The sequence below is a fragment of the Pseudomonas sp. S3_C06 genome, assembly GCF_054667675.1.
Window position 1 is genome coordinate 1115447 of sequence record NZ_CP162747.1, and the last position, 19061, is coordinate 1134507.

Consider the following 19061-nt stretch of genomic DNA (forward strand, 5'->3'; position numbering starts at 1 on the left):
GCGATGCACGGGGCAATAGCCGAATCCTGCAGATCGCTATCCGTTTTGCGCAGGACGGCGCGGCAGGTGATTCGGCGTGTTTCAGAGGGGGGTTAGCGCAGTGTTTTAGTGGCGGCGTTTGAAGGTCTGCGACGGCAGTTCGCCGTACTGTTGGCGATAGCTTTCGGAGAAACGCCCCAGGTGCAGGAAGCCGTAGTCCAATGCCAGTTCGGTGAGGTTGCGTACCGGGCAGCTCGGATCGCTGAGGCAGGCGTGGATGCGCGCAAGCTTGCGCTGGCGGATGTATTGCATCGGCGTGATGCCGAGCTGGCGCTCGAACAAGGTGTACAGCGAACGTGGGCTCATGCTCGCCTGCGCCGCTAGATGTTCGGCGGGCAAATCCAGTTTCAGATTGCGCTCGATGTAATCGAGAATGCGTTCGAAGCTTACGCTCGGTGCACTCAGACACTCACGGCTGACGTTGGTGTTCATCAGCGAGATCAGTTTGCTACCGATGATCTGCGCGTAATGCTCCTGCACCCGCAGCAACGGATCGCTGGCCTCGGCTTCCTGACAGATCATCGCGAGCAGGTTGGTGAAACCTTCCAGCTCATCGAGCCGATAGTGATTGCGCAGGAAACGGATACCGCTGGAGGGGTGCTGCCAGCGCTGCTCATCGCACACCGATTCGAGCACGCTGACCGGCACCTTGAGGATGAATTTCTCGCAGTCTTCCGAGTACGTCAGATCGACCGGATCATCGGGGTTGATCAACAGCAACTCGCCAGGCACCAGATGCTGTTCGTGCTTGTGCCCGCGCCACAGGCAATTGCCTTGCAAGAGCACTTGCAGGTGGTAAACGGTCTCCAGCGCCACGGAGGTCACGCGCACGCTGCCGCCATAGCTGATGCGGGCCAGATCGAGATCGGCGAGTTTGCGATGGTTGAGGCTGGCTTGCGGGTGGGTGGTTCTGGACAGGCCAATGAAGTGCTGGCCGACGTGCTGATTGACGTAGTCGGAGACGGCATAAGGGTCAGCGTGACGGAACACGCTGCTGCGATCGCTCAGCAGATGGCTGTCCATGGGGCATTGCTCGTTGTTGTCGTTATTTTGGGATCACGGGGTTTCAGGCATCACCACTCACAGTACGCCGGAGTGTCACAGTGGGCAATTGGACGAAGGTTTGGGTACTCGATAATCGAACACTTCTTGCGGATTACGGAGTGGTTTGTACAACGCCTACGCTCACCGAAGAAATACCCTACACGCCAAAAAAATCGATACAGAAAAATCCTACTAATGACAGTTGTATAAAACAAAAAAGCCCGTTTCAGTCGAAACTGAAACGGGCTTTTCCCAGATCAACGGCCTTTACTTCAGGTCGTCAAAGTGGTCTCGCAGGAACTCGTAAAAGCGAAAGGCTTTAAACAATCTCCATACAAGGCTCAGCGTACGCAGCAAAAGCTTCATACGTTTTGGCCTCCAGGGTTGGGGGCCAAACCTCCAGCAAGCTTACCGGATCATGCTTGCCTTCAGCATGCATGTCAAAGCAGCCAATGAGGCGGCCGGTTGAAAGCCCTCCGAAGTATCATTCCGGCACGGGTGCAAAACCGTGTCAGAGGGAATGAAATCGTTGAGTTGCCAGCCAAACCTCGTCGCTGCTTAGACATGTGAGCGTCGGCATCATAACCCTCAATAGAACGATACATGACCAGGTAATTCATCGGCTTTGTAAAACGTTATTTCTGCCAGCATTGCTCTTTTCAACATTGGATAACGTATGCATCCACCTGAAACAGAATATTAATGTTGCGAGGGGACGCAAAGACTCATACCATGAGCACATGTCAAAGCAGCTAGTGAAGCAACAAACCTCGGCCGCAAACCAAGGTTAAAAAAACCACCCCGCTAAGGTGGTTTTTTTTCGTCTGCCTTTTCACTGCACTCGACGACGAAAAACAGATCACAACGTCCGCGCCCACGTCTGACTCACCAGATCCTTGCCAAAGCTGTGAACCGCCTCCTCCTCCACCAATTCAAAACCGGCCTTCTGATAAATCTTGCGCGCAGCGGTCAGGTTACTGGTCGTCCACAAGGTCATTTTCTGGTACCCGATCTGCCGGGCAAAGCGCAGGCACTCCTCGACCAGACGGCTGCCAATGCCCAAGCCCCGCGCGCTGGCGTCGACGTAGAGCATGCGCAGTTTGGCGGTTGTTTCATCCTGGCGGACGATGAACACCGAGCCGATGACCTTGCCGTCCTTTTCCGCAATCCAGCAGCGCTCGCTCGTCGGGTCGTAATCACGCAGGTACTTGGCGACCACCTCGGCCACCAGCGCCTCGAACTCCGAATTCCAACCGTACTCACGGGAATACAGGGCCGCTTGTTGCTGCATCACCGTGCCCATGTCGCCGGGCTGCGGATCGCGTAATACGTAGGTTGCGTCTTTGTTGCCTTGCAGCAGTGCCTGGATCAACGTCATGGCGCCGATCAGTTGCTTCTGCTGCGGTTCAGGCAATCGCTCGAGCATGGCGACGATCTGTTCGCGGGAGGCCTTTTCCAGCGGAATCAGGATTTCACGGCCCAAATCGGTTAAGTGCAATTGCGCAGCGCGAGCGTCCGTGGGCGACGGGACTTTCTGGATCAAGCCGCGCTTCTCGAAACCGCTGATGATGCGGCTCATGTAGCCGGCGTCCAGGCCGAGCATCTGGCGCAGGTCGGCACTGGTCAGGTCACCGCGCGAGGCCAATTCATACAAGATGCGTAGCTCGGTCAGCGAGTAGTCGCTTTGCAGCAAATGCTCCTGCAATACGCCGATCTGATGGGTGTAGAAGCGGTTGAAGCCGCGCACAACGTCGGCTTGCTCGAGGAGATGGCTGCTGGACATGGCAGATACTCAGTTAATTGCTTAAAGCAACTATATATTTGCCTAAAGCAACCATGTCAACAGAAAGCTATCGGCACTTGGCCAACACCACCTGACAGGTGTCCGGCGTGCCCCCGGAGCGACCGGCATAACGAATACAGTTGTTCATCGATTTCTGCCGGGCCATGTTCAGACTGGAACCCCACGCCAGACCGCCCTCGCCGACCGACGGCAAGGCTTTGGCGTAGCAGGCGTCGCCAACACCCGACGGTGGATAGTGTTTTCGGCTGGAGCAACCTGCATTAAACGTCAGGCTAAGGCCGATCAGGGTAAGCATGCCCCAGAGCGTGCATCGGTTGAGCATCGTATTTCACCTGCCGCCAAAACGGGTCGTAACCTGCTGAGTCTAGCCCCCTCACCTGCACAAATCTTCTAAACGTCGATGACCATTGCGCGGTATTTTATGGGGCCGCACCTTTCAATGGCGAACACTGGAGCCTTCGTGGATAAACGCAACTGGATCGAGCTGTCCCAGGATGTCGACACCGGGATTGAATCGATTCGCGCTCACTTTGAGGGCCATGCCTACGATCCGCACTGGCATGACAGTTTCCTCGTCGGCGTCACCGAGCAAGGTGTGCAGCAGTTCAATTGCCGCCGCGTGCGCCATCGCAGTACGCCGGGAAACGTGTTCCTGCTGGAGCCGGGGGAAATCCACGATGGGCAAGCGCCGACCGAGGAAGGTTTTACCTATTCGATGCTCTACCTCGATCCGCACTGGCTGGAGCGTGAACTGCATGCGCTGTTCGAAGACGCACCGTCCGACAGCCAGCCCGGTTTTGCCGACACGCTGAGTCAGGACCCGCGTCTGGCCACAGCGATCAGTCACGCTTTCCATGCGTTGCATGACGGCGATCTGCGCATCGTCCGGCAGACCGCCGTCGATGGTTTGCTGAGCTCGCTCACGCGCCATCTCGACTGGCGCAAGCGCCAGGTTTTCGATCCGCGCCTGCCATTGGTGGCGCAACTGGCGCGGGATTATCTGCACGCGCACACCTATGAAGATATCGGTCTCGATGATCTCGCGCGGGTATGCGGGGTCGACCGTTTTCGTCTCACCCGCGCCTTCAAGTCGGCTTTTGGCCTGGCGCCCCACGCGTACCTGATCCAGTTGCGCCTGGCCAAGGCGCGACAGTTACTGGCCCGGGGTGAAACGCCGGCGCAGGTCGCCAGCGTGCTCGGTTTTGCTGATCAGAGTCACCTTGGGCGCTGGTTCCGCCGGGCCTACCAACTCACTCCCGCCGACTACCGCAAGCGCTGCTCAAACCTTCCAGACTGATCCACAACGACTGGCGATCATGGCTTCCTGTGTTTACTTCCAAGGAATCCGCCCGTGGCGTCATTATTGCCCTTCCTGCTGTTTGCTTTCGTTGCCTCGATCACGCCGGGGCCGACCAATATTCTGGTGTTGAGCCACAGTTCGCGCCAAGGCTTGCTCGCCACGCTGCCAATCATTTTTGGCGCCTGCGCGGCGGCGGCACTGATTGTATTGGTGGTCGGCCTCGGTGCCGGCGAAACCTTGCTGCGCTACCCGCGCGTGCAGCAAGCCATGGCCTGGGGCGGCGTGCTTTGGTTGAGCTGGTTGGCGTGGCAGATCTATCGCAGCACGCCGCCATCGCTGGACCCTACGGATACACAGGAAGAAAGTTTCAACGTGCTGGGCGCCGCCATGCTGCAACTGGTCAATCCCAAGGTATGGATGATGGCTGTAGCGGTGGTCAGCGTGTTTGTCGGCGGTGGTGACAAAACCCTGCGGCTGCTGGTGTTGTCGCTGGCGTTTCTGTTGGTGTCGCTGCCGTGCATGACGTTCTGGGCGTTGCTGGGTGTGGGCAGTGCGCGATTGATGGGATCGCCAAAGGCGTTCAAGCGGATGAACACGGCACTGGCGTTGTTGTTGCTGCTCTCGGCATGGCTGACTGTCCTGGCTTAACGCCCTCGTAGGAGCTGCCGAAGGCTGCGATCTTTTGGTTTTGTTTTTTAAGATCAAGATCAAGATCAAAAGATCGCAGCCTTCGGCAGCTCCTACATAGCGCTTCAATACCATTTCATCAGGGTGAGGTGGCCTGCCGGTACTCACGCGGCGTAAACCCGGTCGACGCCTTGAACTGCCGAGTGAAGGCGCTGTGATCGGTATAGCCGCATTGCAACGCCACATCGGTAATCGGCAAGTCGGTGTGCAGCAAGCGGTGCGCGTGTTCGAGGCGCACTTTCTGGATCATCTGCCGTGGCGTCAGGTGGAACACCCGTTTGCAGTAACGCTCCAGTTGCGCGACTGAAATACCGGCGATTCGCGTCAGTTCACCGAGGGTCACCCGGCGATTGAAGTTCGCGCGGATATGCTCATCGACAGCCGCCAGCCGCTCGAATGCCGGGTGCGTTTCACTGGCCGATTGCAGGTCCACGGAAATGCCCGCCAGGCCAATGATCACCCCGTCACGGTTGTACAGCGGCTGCTTGTGTGTCAGGCACCAGCCCGGTTCGCGACTGCCGTACAGATGCAGTTCGAGCTGATCCTCCAGCACAAAGCCCTCCTCCAGCACCTTGCGATCCTGCTCGGTGTAGCCCGGCCCGAGTTGCGCCGGAAACACCTGCGCACTGGTTTTTCCGAGCAACGGGCGTAAATCCTTCAAGCCACAGCGCTGCACCAGCGTGCGGTTGGCGAGCACGTAACGGGCCTGCACATCCTTGATGAAAATCGCCGCGTTGGGGATCACATCGAGCATCGGCAACAACAGCGCGGCGCCAGCCAAGAGTTCCTCAAGTGTTTGCGGACGATGCCCATCAATGCCTTGAGACAGGATCGAGAACGCCTGTTGCATCAAAGATTCCCCTCGTAACGTGGATGGACGAAGCGCCCGCCATGCGGTCTTCGCGTGCAGATTGCAGCATCGCTCAAGACCTGTCGAGGGCCACGTTTCGCCAGCGCGACTGTGCTGATTTCGTCATCGAAGCCGCCGCAAAACATCAATCGCCCCACCGTTGATAAGTTCAAAGTCTGGCCGTCCCAGTGACACAACTGCCTATCCAATAACTCACAAGAAGGCGATGCCATGTCAGGCCAAGGCAAGTTCAAAAAACAGCTTTCACTGATCGACCTCACATTTATCGGGCTCGGGGCGATCTTCGGTTCCGGCTGGTTGTTCGCGGCCAGTCATGTGTCCGCCATCGCCGGGCCGGCGGGGATTTTCTCCTGGCTGCTGGGCGGCTTTGCGGTGTTGTTGCTGGGCATCGTTTACTGCGAGCTGGGCGCGGCATTACCGCGTGCCGGTGGTGTGGTGCGTTACCCGGTTTACTCCCACGGGCCGCTGCTCGGCTACTTGATGGGCTTCATCACCCTGATTGCGTTTTCCAGTTTGGTGGCGATCGAAGTGGTTGCTTCGCGCCAATACGCGGCAGCGTGGTTTCCCGAGCTGACCAAGGCTGGCTCTGGCGATCCGACGATCCTCGGCTGGATGGTGCAGTTTGGTCTGCTTTGCGTGTTTTTCCTGCTCAACTACCGCAGCGTGAAAACCTTCGCCAAGGCCAACAATCTGGTCAGCGTGTTCAAATTCATCGTGCCGCTGCTGGTGATCGGTGTGCTGTTCACCTTTTTCAAACCGGCCAATTTCGAGGTACAGGGTTTCGCCCCGTTCGGCCTGTCGGGTGTGGAAATGGCGGTGTCGGCGGGCGGGATCATTTTCGCTTATCTGGGCCTGACGCCGATCATCTCGGTGGCCAGCGAAGTGAAGAATCCGCAGCGCACCATTCCCATCGCGCTGATCCTCTCGGTGCTGCTGTCGACGCTGATTTACGTGCTGCTGCAAATGGCCTTTCTCGGCAGCATCCCGACGGAAATGCTCGCCAATGGCTGGGCCGGTATCAGCAAGGAGTTCGCCCTGCCGTACCGTGACATCGCGCTGGCACTGGGCGTGGGCTGGCTGGCCTGGCTGGTGGTCGCCGACGCGGTGATCTCGCCGAGCGGTTGCGGCAACATCTACATGAACGCCACCCCCCGCGTGATCTACGGCTGGGCGCAGACCGGGACCTTCTTCAAAGTCTTCACCCACATCGATGAGAAGTCCGGCATCCCGCGCCCGGCGCTGTGGCTGACCTTCGCCCTGTCGGTGTTCTGGACCCTGCCGTTTCCGTCGTGGGAAGCGCTGATCAACGTGGTCTCCGCCGCGCTGGTGCTGAGCTACGCCGTGGCACCTGTGTCAGTCGCCGCGCTGCGCCGCAATGCGCCGGACATGCCACGGCCGTTCCGGGTCAAGTGCATGGGCGTGCTCGGGCCGGTGTCGTTCATCATCGCCGCGCTGATCGTCTATTGGTCGGGCTGGAACACCGTGTCGTGGCTGCTTGGCCTGCAAATCCTGATGTTCGTGGTGTATCTGCTGTGCGGCCGTTTTGTGCCGACCGCGCACCTGAATCTGGCGCGTCAGGTGCGCTCCTCGGCGTGGTTGATCGCCTTCTACGCGGTAACCATCGTGCTGTCGAAACTCGGCACGTTTGGCGGCCTCGGCATCCTCGCCCACCCGTTCGACACCATTGTCGTCGCTGCTTGCGCCACCGGCATTTATTACTGGGGCGCCGCGACCGGTGTGCCGGCGCATCTGCTGCGCCTTGAAGAGGACGACGAGGAAAGCGAAGCCACCGCCCCTGCCTCGACCGTTTCTGCACGCCCTGCCGGCGCCTACTGAAATCATCCAACGGGATCTAATCATGAAAGAACTACACGTCATTGATTCCCACACCGGCGGTGAACCGACGCGCCTGGTGATGAACGGCTTCCCCGATCTGCCCGGCAACACCATGGTGGAAAAACGCGATGCGCTGCGCACTGAGCATGATCAATGGCGCCGCGCCTGCCTGCTGGAACCGCGCGGCAACGATGTGCTGGTCGGCGCCCTGTATTGCGAGCCAGTATCGGCGGACGCCACTTGCGGGGTGATCTTCTTCAACAATGCCGGTTATCTGGGCATGTGCGGCCACGGCACGATAGGCCTGATCAATTCGTTGTATTACCTGGGGCAGATCGAACCGGGGGTGCACAAAATCGACACCCCGGTCGGCCCGGTCAGCGCGACGTTGCATGACGACGGAACCGTCACCCTGTGCAACGTCCCCGCCTACCGCCATCGCAAGCAGGTGCCAGTTGATGTGCCGGGATTCGGTCGTGTCTTCGGTGATATCGCCTATGGCGGCAACTGGTTCTTCCTCGTTTCCGAGCACGGTCAGACGCTGACGATGAACAACGTCGAACACCTCACCGCCTACACCTGGGCGATGCTCAAGGCCCTCGAAGACTCAGGCATTTTCGGCGAGGACGGTGCCGTCATCGATCACATCGAACTGTTCGCAGACGACTCCGTTGCCGACAGCCGCAACTTCGTCATGTGCCCCGGCAAAGCCTACGACCGCTCACCGTGCGGCACCGGCACCAGCGCCAAACTCGCCTGTCTGGCCGCCGACGACAAGCTGCAACCCGGCGCAACCTGGGTGCAGGCGAGCATCACCGGCAGCCAGTTCGAAGGCCGCTTCGAATGGGACGGCGAACGAGTCCGCCCGTTCATCACCGGCCGCGCTTACATGACCGCCGACAGCACCTTGCTGATCGACGAAGCAGACCCGTTCGCGTGGGGCATCTGAGCCACCGCGCTGACTTTTCACTTCACTTTGAATGATGTGCCAAGGAGTTAAAACAATGAGCGACAACATCTTCACCGGTTGCATGCCGGCCCTGATGACCCCGTGCACCGCCCAGCGCAAACCGGACTTCGATGCCCTGGTGGCCAAGGGTCGCGAGCTGATCGATATCGGCATGAGCGCCGTGGTTTATTGCGGTTCGATGGGCGACTGGCCGTTGCTCACCGAGGCGGAACGGCAGGAAGGCGTGGCGCGTCTGGTCGCTGCCGGGATTCCGACCATCGTCGGCACCGGCGCAGTGAACTCACGAGAAGCGGTTTCCCATGCAGCGCACGCGGCGAAAGTCGGCGCGCAGGGTCTGATGGTGATTCCGCGTGTGCTGTCCCGTGGTGCTTCGCCGGCCGCGCAAAAAGCCCACTTCGCAGCGATTCTGCAAGCCGCACCGAACCTTCCAGCAGTGATCTACAACAGCCCTTACTACGGCTTCGCCACCCGCGCTGACCTGTTCTTCGAACTGCGTCGCGAGTACCCGAACCTGATCGGCTTCAAGGAATTCGGCGGTGGCGCCGACCTGCGTTACGCCGCCGAAAACATCACCTCCAAAGATGAAGACGTGACCCTGATGGTCGGCGTCGACACCCAAGTGGTGCATGGTTTCGTCAACTGCAACGCCACCGGCGCGATCACCGGTATCGGCAACGCCCTGCCCCGCGAAGTGCTGCAACTGGTGGCGCTGAGCAAGCAAGCGGCCAAGGGTGACGCCAAGGCCCGTTGTCAGGCGCGGGAGCTGGAATCGGCGCTGGCGGTGCTGTCGTCATTCGATGAAGGCTGCGATCTGGTGCTGTATTACAAGCATTTGATGGTGCTCAACGGCGACAAGGAATACACCCTGCATTTCAACGAGACCGATGCGCTGAGCGACTCGCAGCGGCGTTATGCCGAGAAGCAGTACTCGCTGTTCCGTCACTGGTACGAGAACTGGTCGGCGGAACAGAACTTCGCCTGATCAACGCCTCCTCACCTGCCGCGATGCGTTGTGCTACGCGGCAGACATTTCCCTTTTTCTCAGGAAGACACCATGACTCTGACGGGCCACATGCTGATCGGGCAGCAATCCATTGCGGGAAATCGCGAGGCTGTTCGCGGGATCAATCCGGCCACGAATGAAGCGCTGGAACCGGCGTATGCCGGAGGATCGACGGAGCATGTCGAACAGACCTGCGCGCTGGCCTGGGCAGCGTTCGATGTTTATCGCGAGACAGCACTGAATCTCCGCGCCGAATTTCTGGAAAGCATTGCTGGAGAAATCGAAGGGCTCGGCGATGAACTGATCGAGCGTGCACACGCCGAAACCGGCCTGCCGCGCGCGCGTTTACTAGGCGAACGCGGGCGTACTTGCCAACAATTAAGAATGTTCGCCCGCACCGTGCGCGCCGGTGAGTGGCTGGATGTACGCGTCGATAGCTCGCAGCCGCAACGCCAACCGCTGCCGCGTGCCGATCTGCGTCAACGGCAGATTGCACTGGGGCCGGTCGCGGTATTTGGTGCGAGCAATTTTCCGCTGGCGTTTTCCGTGGCCGGTGGTGACACCACGTCAGCATTGGCCGCCGGTTGCCCGGTGATCGTCAAGGCGCACAGCGCGCATCCCGGCACCAGCGAACTGGTCGGCCGTGCAGTGGCGCAGGCAGTGAAAGCCTGTGGTTTGCCGGAAGGCGTGTTCTCGTTGCTGTACGGTTCCGGCCGCGAAGTGGGCATTGCGCTGGTCACTGATCCACGGATCAAAGCGGTGGGCTTCACCGGTTCGCGCAGTGGTGGCCTGGCGTTGATTCAAGCGGCGCAAGCGCGGCCCGAACCGATTCCGGTGTACGCGGAAATGAGTTCGATCAATCCGGTGCTGCTGTTTCCGGCGGCGTTGGACAATCGCACGCAAGCATTGGCGGAAGGGTTTGTGGCTTCGCTGACACTGGGCGCGGGTCAGTTCTGCACCAATCCGGGTTTGGTGATTGCATTGAAAGGACCGGCGCTGGACAAGTTTATCGCCGCCACCGCCGAGATCATTCAACGCAGTCCGGCGCAGACGATGCTGACACCAGGCATTTTCAGCGCTTACGAATCGGCGGTGAATGCGTTGGCCGAGAATGCCAGTGCGAACATCGCGGGTGTTGGTCAGAGCGGCAACGGCCCGAACCAGTGTCAGGCGCACATATTCGTCACAGAAGCGGCCGACTTTCTCGCCGATCACAGGCTGCAAGCGGAAGCATTCGGCGCGGCGGCGCTGATCGTGCAATGCAGCAGTGAGGCTGAAATGCGTCAGGTGACCGAACATCTGGAAGGCCAGTTGACCGCGACATTGCATCTGGATGACCAAGACCTGGAACAGGCGCGTGTATTGCTGCCGACGCTCGAGCGCAGGGCCGGTCGCTTGCTAGTCAATGGCTGGCCCACCGGGGTCGAGGTGTGTGACGCAATGGTTCACGGCGGGCCGTTCCCGGCCACGTCCGACTCGCGCACGACATCCGTCGGTACCGCGGCGATCCTGCGTTTCCTGCGCCCGGTGTGCTATCAGGACTTCCCCGACAGCTTGTTGCCGACCGCACTGAAACAAGGCAATCCGCTGCAATTACGCCGTCTGCTCGATGGACAAAGGGAAGCGCAGCACTATGGCGAATAACGTCTCCCACGACATCGCCGTGGTCGGCGCCGGCATCATCGGCGTCGCCTGCGCACTGCGTCTGGCACGCCAAGGATTGCGCGTGGTGGTCATCGATTCGCAGCAACCCGGCCACGGCGCCTCGTTCGGCAATGCCGGGCATCTGGCGACCGAGCAAGTGTTTCCGATCGCCGATGCGTCCATCCTCAAGCGCCTGCCGGCCATGTTGATGGACCCAATGGGACCACTGCGACTGGACTGGAAGTACCTGCCGCGCGCCTTGCCGTGGTTCACGCGGCTGCTGTTGAATCTGCGCCCGGCGCCTTTTCAGAACACCGTGGCAGGTTTGCGCGCGCTCAATGAAAACAGTCTGCAGGCTTGGCAGCGCTTGCTCGCCGACATCCAGCGGCCGGGCCTGCTGAAGATCGATGGCTCGTTACTGGTGTTCGAACGTCCCGAATCGCGTCAGGCAATCCAGGCATTACAGACTCGACTGCATCAGCAGCAGGTGCCGGTCGACTACTGGCAGGCCGCTGCCATACGCGATACCGCGCCGCAACTCAGCGAACAGCTTCAGGGCGGCTTGTTCTTCCCGCGCACCGGGCATTTCATCGATCCCTACCGCGTGGTGTGTGAATTGGTCGAAGCGGCCAAGGCCAGTGGTGTGAGTTTTGTCCAGCAACAGGTTCAGGGCGGCTATGTACAGGAGCACGGTGTTTCGCTGATCACCGGATCGGGTGGTTTGACGGCCAGCCGGGTGCTGATCGCCTGCGGTGCGCACTCAGCGAAACTCACCGCCGCCCTCACCGGCAAAAAAGTACCGCTGGACACCGAGCGCGGTTACCACCTGATGCTGCCGCAGGAACACGACCGACTGCCCTTCCCCGTCACCTCACTGGAACGCAAGTTCATCATGACGCCGATGTCCGAAGGCTTGCGTCTGGCCGGCACCGTCGAATTCGCCGGTCTGGAGAAGCCACCGAGCATGGAGCGCGCGTGGCAGTTGCATCGGTTGAGTCAGGGTTTGTTTCGCAAGGATCTGAGTGCTGAAGCGGCGACGCCGTGGATGGGTTTTCGACCATCGTTGCCCGATTCATTGCCGGTGATTGATCAGGTTTGTGAGGGCAAGGTGTTGCTTGCGTTTGGGCATCAGCATCTGGGGCTGACACAGGCAGCGGTGACGGCGGAGATGGTGGTGCGGATGACGGGCGCAGATGCAATCCCGGCAACGGCTTTGCCAAGTGGCGCGCCCTATCGATTGGCACGTTTCTGACGGCCACAGAACAGCAAGATCGACCGTGAGCGTGCTTAGCGGCGCTGCCACCGTTTTATCTGCACATCACGAGCGCCTGATAGGAATAGGCAAGTCTCCAAGACAAACCGGCATAGGTCACCGGTTGGGGGATGGCTACCATGACACCACACCCGAGTCATTGGAGACCGTCATGAAAACCAGCAAAACCCTGTTCATCACCGGCGTCAGCAGCGGTTTCGGCCATGCACTGGCCAAGGAAGCCATTGCCAACGGCCACCGCGTGATCGGTACTGTGCGCAATGAAAGCGACCTGAAAAACTTCCAGGCGCTGTCCCCGGACAACGCGTACGGCGTGCTGCTGGACGTTACTGATTTTGAGCGGATCGACAGCGTCGTTGCACAAGTGGAAGCCACTCACGGTCCGGTCGATGTGCTGGTCAACAATGCCGGTTACGGTCACGAAGGCATTTTTGAAGAATCGCCGCTGGAGGACATGCGCCGTCAGTTCGACGTCAATGTGTTCGGCGCTGTCGCCATGACCAAAGCCTTCCTGCCCTACTTCCGCCAGCGTCGCGCCGGCCACATCCTCAACATCACCTCCATGGGCGGCACCATCACGATGCCCGGCATTGCCTATTACTGCGGCAGCAAATTTGCGCTTGAAGGGATCTCCGATACCCTGAGCAAAGAGCTGCGGCCCTTCAATGTCTTCGTCACGGCGGTGGCGCCTGGCTCGTTTCGCACCGACTGGGCCGGCCGTTCGATGCAACGCACCGCGCGCAGCATTGCCGACTACGACGCCAGTTTCGACCCGATCCGCCAAGCCCGGGAAGCAAAAAGCGGCAAACAGCTCGGCGACCCGCAAAAGGCTGCGCAAGCGATGCTGCAGATCATCGATTGCCCCGAGCCTCCCGCCCATTTGTTACTCGGCAGTGATGCGTTGGGACTGGTGCGTGACCGCCTGCAACGGGCGCTCGACGAGATTGATCAATGGCAAGCGCTGAGCTGCTCCACCGATCACTGAGAGAGAAAACAATGACGCCGGCCGATACCAGCACCGCACGCATGGTGCAACTGATGGAAGTCCTCGCACCGGTCGAGGGCTACAATCTCAGCGCGCTCGATGACGTGCGCTTCCTGCGCTCGAATCGCCCACTGACCCGCACCCCGGTGTTGTACGACCCCGGCATTGTCATCCTCTGCCAGGGTCGCAAGCGCGGTTATCTGGGTGAGGACACCTACGTCTATGACGCGCAGCATTATCTGGTGGTGTCCGTGCCCATCCCCTTCACCATGGAGACCGACGCCACGGCAGCCGAGCCGATGCTCGCGATTTACATGCAACTGGATTTTCAGTTGGCCAGCGAGTTGATGTTGCAAGTCGATGAGGTGCATGGCGTCAGCGATGCTGAGCCAAAAGGCATGTACGCCTCGCCGATGGACGAAGCGCTGCGCACTACGACCCTGCGTTTTCTCGAGGCGATGAGCGTCGCCGGTGAAGCGCAAATTCTCGGGCCGGCGCTGGTACGCGAGATCTATTACCGCATTCTCACGGGCGAGCAAGGTGGATCAATGCGTGCCGCGCTGCACCGTCGCGGGCATTTCGGCAAGGTGAGTCGGGCGATCCGCAAGATTCACAGCTGTTATCAGCAGCGCCTCGACGTTGAGCAATTGGCCCACGAAGCGAGCATGAGCGTACCGAGTTTTCACCTGCACTTTCGCAGCGTGACCGATACCTCGCCGATGCAATACCTGAAGTCGACACGCCTGCATCAGGCGCGGCTGCTGATGCTGCGCCAAGCCATGAGCGCATCGGCGGCAGCGTTCGACGTCGGTTATGAAAGCGCCTCGCAATTCAGTCGCGAGTTCAAGCGATTTTTCGGCCGCACGCCGCAGGCGGAGATTGAATGGATGAAGGCGACGTACTCATTGCCGCCGCCGACAACGCCTTCCGAATTCGTATCGTCGCACTAGACCGGTCATTTCGCGGGATGAAGCGCCGCGCCGTGGTGCATCGCCAGATGTCCGGTCTTGTCACTTTTGACTTCGTACTGCGGTTCGTCCTTGGAAGCAGGCCGATGGCGGCCCATGAACTCGATATCCCGGGTGTGCACCTTGACCACCTTGCCGCGAATCTCCCCGGCCTCGCTGTTCCAGTGAACCGCGTCGCCGACCTTGAATGACGTGCTCATGGCCTGCCCCCCACACTTATTAAATACGGTCATTGCGACTCAGGATGCTCGCTCGACACCGAGTTGTTGGCCGCCACATCCGTCATGTCTTCATCGACCGGGGATTCTTCATCGGCGGGCAATGGAACCTCAGGCGGATTGCGTTCCGGATCATGCCCCGTCTCATTGTCCGTCGTCCGTGTCACGTTTTGCTGTGACCGGTTGCCCGGTGCATTTTCATCGATGTCCATGCTTGCTTCTCCGTTCTTGTACGCGGGATATCCGCGCTTAAACGTGAGAGGCAACGGCACAGCGCAAGTGCCGGGCACTGGACGAACGGTGCTCCAACGAAAAAAGCCTGCCGTTCAGGGCAGGCTTTCGCTTGGCGACTGAAATAATCGTGCCGGGCCAGCCGGACGCTAATCGTAGAACGCCTCAACCGACACTCGGCTGCCGACAAAGAAACTGTCCGCCACCAAGCGCAACGGCTGCACATCCAGGTCACTGGCCTTGTCGCCGATCAACTGCTGAAAATGCCGATACACTGCCGCGTACTCACCCTCCTCCGACACGGCCTGACGCACGCCATCGATGCTCAACAACGCCCCGCCGTTATCCAGACGCAGAACACCCTCGGCGCAACGAACTTCGATACTCCACAGCTCATCATGGCCATGGTCGAAGTCGAACTCCGCACGCACATCGAGTTGATGCGCATCAGCCATTTTGATCGAAGCGGCAATCGGCGATTGGCAGTTGCTCGGCACACGCAGTTCGGCGGATTCGACAAACAGCGGCAGCTTCAGCAGATGGGTGACGATCGACAAGGCATTGATCCCCGGATCGAACACACCGAGGCCGCCGGGTTGCCAGATCCAGGTCTGGCCGGGGTGCCATTTGCGCACGTCTTCTTTCCAGTCGATCTGCACGCTTTGCAAAGTGCGCGAGGCGAGCCAGTCGCGAGCCGCTTCGATACCGGGCGCGTAGCGTGAATGCCAGGCAAACAACGCGCTGACGCCCTGCCCGGCAGCCTGATCGACCAGCGCCAGCGCCTCGCCCAACGTGGCGCACGGTGGTTTTTCCACCAGCACATGTTTGCCGGCAGCCAGCGCCTCTTGCACCAAAGCAAAGCGACCTTGTGGCGGCGTGCAGAAGGCAATCGCGTCAACCTGCGGACCGTTTTCCAGCAGCTCGCTCAACGAACGGAAATTTTCGACACCGGGGCAAGGCTGGCCTTGGGTAGCGACGGAGACCAACTGGAAAGCGGGATTGGCGAGGATCGCCGGGACGTGTTGATCCTGGGCAATCTTGCCGTAGCCCACCAGACCGAGACGGATTGGTTGCATCAATGACTCCTGTTTTGATTTTGTTGTCGTCAGTGAACCGGGAGATTACCTGTAAACGCCACGAGCGTCTGTCCGCGCAATGTCACAACAACGCACAGTATCAGGCAAGGATTGCACAGGAATGCACTAGTGCCCGAAGCGCCGGAAAAGAAACAATGCCTTACGACAAACCGATCGAGGATGTTCCCATGCTTGTACAAGCCTACGGCGCCCACGCGGGCGACAAACCCCTTGAACCGATGCAGATAAACCGCCGCGCGCCGGCCGCCCATGATGTGCAGATCGATATCGCCTTTTGTGGCATCTGCCATTCGGATCTGCACCAGGTGCGCGCGGAATGGGCCGGTACACAATTCCCATGCGTACCGGGGCATGAAATCGTCGGTCGCGTTTCCGCCGTCGGCGCACATGTGTCGGACTATAAGGTCGGTGATCTGGTCGGCGTCGGTTGCATCGTCGACAGCTGCAAACATTGCGATGACTGCGAAAGCGGTCTGGAAAACTATTGCGACGGCATGATCGGCACCTACAACTTCCCGACCGCGGATGCGCCGGGCTGGACGCTGGGCGGCTACTCGCAAAACATCGTTGTGCATGAACGCTACGTGTTGCGCATCCGTCATCCTGAAGCGCAACTGGCCGCCGTCGCACCGCTGCTGTGCGCGGGCATCACCACCTACTCGCCGCTGCGTCACTGGAATGCGGGACCGGGCAAGAAAGTCGGCGTGGTTGGCATCGGTGGCCTCGGCCACATGGGCATCAAACTGGCTCACGCTCTGGGCGCCCACGTTGTCGCATTCACTACCTCTGAATCCAAACGCGAAGCGGCCAAAGCGCTTGGCGCCGATGAAGTGGTGGTGTCGCGCAATGCCGAAGAAATGGCCGCACACGCCAAGAGCTTCGACCTGATCCTCAACACCGTCGCCGCGCCGCACGATCTCGATGCATTCCTGGTGCTGCTCAAGCGCGATGGTGCGTTGACGCTGGTCGGCGCGCCTGCGACGTCGCATCCTTCGCCGAACGTGTTCAACCTGATCATGAAGCGTCGCACGATTGCCGGTTCGATGATCGGCGGCATTGCCGAAACTCAGGAAATGCTCGATTTCTGTGCCGAGCACGGCATCGTTTCCGACATCGAACTGATCCGCGCCGACCAGATCAACGATGCCTACGAGCGCATGCTCCAGGGCGATGTGAAATATCGTTTCGTGATCGACAACGCAACGTTGGCGGGCTAAGTCTCAGCGCCCATTGGCCGTTCAGCGCGGTCAATGGGCCATTGAATTCTGTCGCCGGGATTTGACAGGCCCGGCGTTGCTCGCCAGAGTCGCACCCCTTTGCCTGCCATCAAGGGGTTGCCGTTGAACGAACAGACATTGTCCATGCGCCTTGAGCGGGTGGCTGCCCACGTACCTGCCGGTGCGCGATTGGCGGATATCGGCTCGGATCACGGCTATCTGCCGGTGGCGCTAATGCGCCGTGGTCTGATCAGCGCGGCCGTGGCTGGCGAAGTCGCGTCGACGCCGTTCCACGCGGCTGAACGCACCGTGCGCGAGAATGATCTGCAGCAGCAAATCAGTGTGCGCCGGGCCGATGGTCTGGCAGCAATCAAACCTGACGACGGCATCACCGCCATCAGCGTCTGCGGCATGGGCGGTGAAACCATCCGCGACATCCTCGACAGCGGCAAGGCCCACCTCAACGGCCAGGAACGTCTAATCCTGCAACCCAACGGCGGCGAACAACCCTTGCGCCAGTGGCTGATGGAAAACGGCTACCGCATCCTCAGCGAAGAGCTGCTGCGGGAAAACCGCTTCGACTACGAAATCATCGTCGCCGAACGCGCTGAACCGGTGATCTATACCGACAAGGAACTGTACTTCGGCCCCTTGCAGATGCAGGCCCGCAGCCCCGAGTTTCTGCGCAAATGGCAGCACAAACTTCACCATAAGCAGAAGACGCTGAGCCAACTCGCCCATGCGCAACAAAGCCTGCCAGAGCAAAAGCTGCAAGACCTCGAACAACAGACACGCTGGATTACCGAGCTGCTGGCCTGAGCGCCAGCGTTTCGCGCAGAAATGCAGTGGGTTCTCAGGCCTGCATTTGATACACCACATCACAAATGATGTACCTCAAGCCCCATTTATCAATTCCCGCCTGCCTCTTAAAGTCCTCTCCAACAACTGCCCATCACTCCGACGGGCCAGTGACTGGAGATACCCCAAATGCCTTTCATCAGCGTACGTATCACCCGTGACGGCGTGACCCGGGAACAGAAAGCCCAGGTCATCAAGGAAATCACCGAAACGATGCAGCGGGTGCTGCACAAGGACCCGAAACTCACCCACATCGTGATCGAGGAAGTCGACACCGATAACTGGGGTTATGCCGGCATCACCACCACCGATTATCGCCAGCAATTAGCGGATTCGCAGTCGTGAACCGCACCGTGAAAATCGACTTTGTGTCGGATGTCGTTTGCCCCTGGTGTGCTTTGGGCGTTACCGCTCTGGAGCAAGCGATCAAGAATCTGGCGGGCGAAGTCGATGTGGAGCTGACCTACAAACCGTTCGAACTGAATCCTGACATGCCCGCCGAAGGTGAACACGCCATCGAGCACATGATGCGCAAATACGGGCGCAGCGCCGAGCAAGTGGCGGATCGCAACGCGATGATCATCGAACGCGGCGAGCAGATCGGTTTTCACTTCGACCTGGAAAAACGCAGCCATTTCCACAACACCTTTGATGCTCATCGACTGCTGTTCTGGGCCGCCACCCAAGGACGTCAGCGTGAGTTGAAGCAGGCCTTGCTCAAGGCCTACTTCACCGACGGCATGAACCCGAACGACCACGCCACGCTGGTGACACTGGTAGGCGCAGTCGAACTCGACAGCCAGCGTGCGCAAGAGGTTCTGGCCAACGCTGAGTTCAGCCAGGCCGTGCGCGAACTTGAACGGTTTTACCAGCAGCGCGGCATCGATTCGGTTCCGGCCATGGTCCTTGATGACAAACAGGTCATCCCCGGTTCCCAGTCCGTCGCTTATTACGAGCAAGCGTTACGTCAAGCCGCGCAGATTGCGGCTCACGCCTGACACCCAAACTTCGTTTTT

20 protein-coding genes are annotated in these 19061 nt (G+C 59.7%); 13 read left to right on the forward strand and 7 right to left on the reverse strand.

The window, feature by feature from the left end; all coding sequences use genetic code 11:
* Nucleotides 1–105: 105 nt before the first annotated feature.
* The 3 genes from AB4N44_RS04845 to AB4N44_RS04855 form a co-directional block, all read right to left on the reverse strand.
* The gene (locus tag AB4N44_RS04845; RefSeq protein ID WP_460109973.1) at nt 106–1062 is read right to left on the reverse strand and encodes a helix-turn-helix transcriptional regulator; all 957 of its coding nucleotides are present in this window, start codon (nt 1060–1062) and stop codon (nt 106–108) included.
* An 880-nt stretch (nt 1063–1942) separates the two neighbouring features.
* The gene (locus tag AB4N44_RS04850) at nt 1943–2866 is read right to left on the reverse strand and encodes a bifunctional helix-turn-helix transcriptional regulator/GNAT family N-acetyltransferase (RefSeq protein ID WP_160040633.1); all 924 of its coding nucleotides are present in this window, start codon (nt 2864–2866) and stop codon (nt 1943–1945) included.
* A gap of 67 nt (nt 2867–2933) precedes the next feature.
* Entirely contained in the window at nt 2934–3209 is a 276-nt protein-coding gene (locus tag AB4N44_RS04855; protein WP_127928433.1) for a hypothetical protein, read from the reverse strand.
* Nucleotides 3210–3347: 138 nt separating this feature from the next.
* Between AB4N44_RS04855 and AB4N44_RS04860 the strand changes: the two genes are divergently transcribed.
* Nucleotides 3348–4184, forward strand: coding sequence for an AraC family transcriptional regulator (locus tag AB4N44_RS04860; RefSeq protein ID WP_460109970.1), 837 nt, complete (start codon nt 3348–3350; stop codon nt 4182–4184).
* Between the two features lie 54 nt (nt 4185–4238).
* The gene (locus tag AB4N44_RS04865; RefSeq protein ID WP_127928437.1) at nt 4239–4835 is read left to right on the forward strand and encodes a LysE family translocator; all 597 of its coding nucleotides are present in this window, start codon (nt 4239–4241) and stop codon (nt 4833–4835) included.
* 118 nt (nt 4836–4953) lie between these two features.
* On the opposite strand, the gene AB4N44_RS04870 is transcribed toward AB4N44_RS04865, so the two are convergent.
* Entirely contained in the window at nt 4954–5724 is a 771-nt protein-coding gene (locus tag AB4N44_RS04870; RefSeq protein ID WP_123593317.1) for an AraC family transcriptional regulator, read from the reverse strand.
* A 231-nt stretch (nt 5725–5955) separates the two neighbouring features.
* Between AB4N44_RS04870 and AB4N44_RS04875 the strand changes: the two genes are divergently transcribed.
* The 7 genes from AB4N44_RS04875 (at nt 5956) to AB4N44_RS04905 (ending at nt 14406) form a co-directional block, all read left to right on the forward strand.
* Nucleotides 5956–7581, forward strand: coding sequence for an APC family permease (locus AB4N44_RS04875; RefSeq protein WP_460158186.1), 1626 nt, complete (start codon nt 5956–5958; stop codon nt 7579–7581).
* Between the two features lie 22 nt (nt 7582–7603).
* Nucleotides 7604–8530, forward strand: a complete 927-nt coding sequence (locus AB4N44_RS04880) for a 4-hydroxyproline epimerase (protein ID WP_460109966.1) — start codon at nt 7604–7606, stop codon at nt 8528–8530.
* 55 nt (nt 8531–8585) lie between these two features.
* The gene (locus tag AB4N44_RS04885; protein WP_460109965.1) at nt 8586–9533 is read left to right on the forward strand and encodes a dihydrodipicolinate synthase family protein; all 948 of its coding nucleotides are present in this window, start codon (nt 8586–8588) and stop codon (nt 9531–9533) included.
* A gap of 72 nt (nt 9534–9605) precedes the next feature.
* Entirely contained in the window at nt 9606–11198 is a 1593-nt protein-coding gene (locus AB4N44_RS04890) for an aldehyde dehydrogenase (NADP(+)) (protein ID WP_460109964.1), read from the forward strand.
* Nucleotides 11188–12450, forward strand: a complete 1263-nt coding sequence (locus AB4N44_RS04895; protein ID WP_460109961.1) for an NAD(P)/FAD-dependent oxidoreductase — start codon at nt 11188–11190, stop codon at nt 12448–12450. The genes AB4N44_RS04890 and AB4N44_RS04895 overlap by 11 nt, the downstream gene beginning before the upstream one ends.
* A gap of 172 nt (nt 12451–12622) precedes the next feature.
* Entirely contained in the window at nt 12623–13456 is an 834-nt protein-coding gene (locus AB4N44_RS04900; RefSeq protein ID WP_460109958.1) for an oxidoreductase, read from the forward strand.
* Between the two features lie 11 nt (nt 13457–13467).
* Nucleotides 13468–14406 carry an AraC family transcriptional regulator gene (locus AB4N44_RS04905; RefSeq protein WP_460109956.1) on the forward strand — a complete coding sequence of 313 codons (939 nt, stop codon included), beginning with the start codon at nt 13468–13470 and terminating at the stop codon, nt 14404–14406.
* 5 nt (nt 14407–14411) lie between these two features.
* On the opposite strand, the gene AB4N44_RS04910 is transcribed toward AB4N44_RS04905, so the two are convergent.
* The 3 genes from AB4N44_RS04910 to AB4N44_RS04920 all read right to left on the reverse strand — a co-directional run bounded on the left by AB4N44_RS04910 (nt 14412) and on the right by AB4N44_RS04920 (nt 15949).
* Nucleotides 14412–14624 (reverse strand): hypervirulence associated TUDOR domain-containing protein, encoded by a 213-nt coding sequence (locus tag AB4N44_RS04910; protein ID WP_460109953.1) that lies wholly within the window; start codon nt 14622–14624, stop codon nt 14412–14414.
* A 29-nt stretch (nt 14625–14653) separates the two neighbouring features.
* Nucleotides 14654–14854 (reverse strand): hypothetical protein, encoded by a 201-nt coding sequence (locus AB4N44_RS04915; protein WP_127928457.1) that lies wholly within the window; start codon nt 14852–14854, stop codon nt 14654–14656.
* Nucleotides 14855–15022: 168 nt separating this feature from the next.
* A complete protein-coding gene (locus tag AB4N44_RS04920; protein ID WP_460109951.1) occupies nt 15023–15949 on the reverse strand; it encodes a Gfo/Idh/MocA family protein in 927 nt (308 codons plus the stop codon).
* A 188-nt stretch (nt 15950–16137) separates the two neighbouring features.
* Between AB4N44_RS04920 and AB4N44_RS04925 the strand changes: the two genes are divergently transcribed.
* The 4 genes from AB4N44_RS04925 (at nt 16138) to AB4N44_RS04940 (ending at nt 19043) form a co-directional block, all read left to right on the forward strand.
* Nucleotides 16138–17187, forward strand: a complete 1050-nt coding sequence (locus tag AB4N44_RS04925) for an NAD(P)-dependent alcohol dehydrogenase (protein ID WP_127928461.1) — start codon at nt 16138–16140, stop codon at nt 17185–17187.
* 123 nt (nt 17188–17310) lie between these two features.
* Entirely contained in the window at nt 17311–18006 is a 696-nt protein-coding gene (locus AB4N44_RS04930) for a tRNA (adenine(22)-N(1))-methyltransferase (RefSeq protein ID WP_318186567.1), read from the forward strand.
* A 168-nt stretch (nt 18007–18174) separates the two neighbouring features.
* Nucleotides 18175–18390 (forward strand): tautomerase family protein, encoded by a 216-nt coding sequence (locus tag AB4N44_RS04935; protein ID WP_095111896.1) that lies wholly within the window; start codon nt 18175–18177, stop codon nt 18388–18390.
* A complete protein-coding gene (locus AB4N44_RS04940; RefSeq protein ID WP_460109948.1) occupies nt 18387–19043 on the forward strand; it encodes a DsbA family oxidoreductase in 657 nt (218 codons plus the stop codon). Before AB4N44_RS04935 ends, AB4N44_RS04940 begins: the two co-directional genes overlap by 4 nt.
* Nucleotides 19044–19061: the final 18 nt, after the last annotated feature.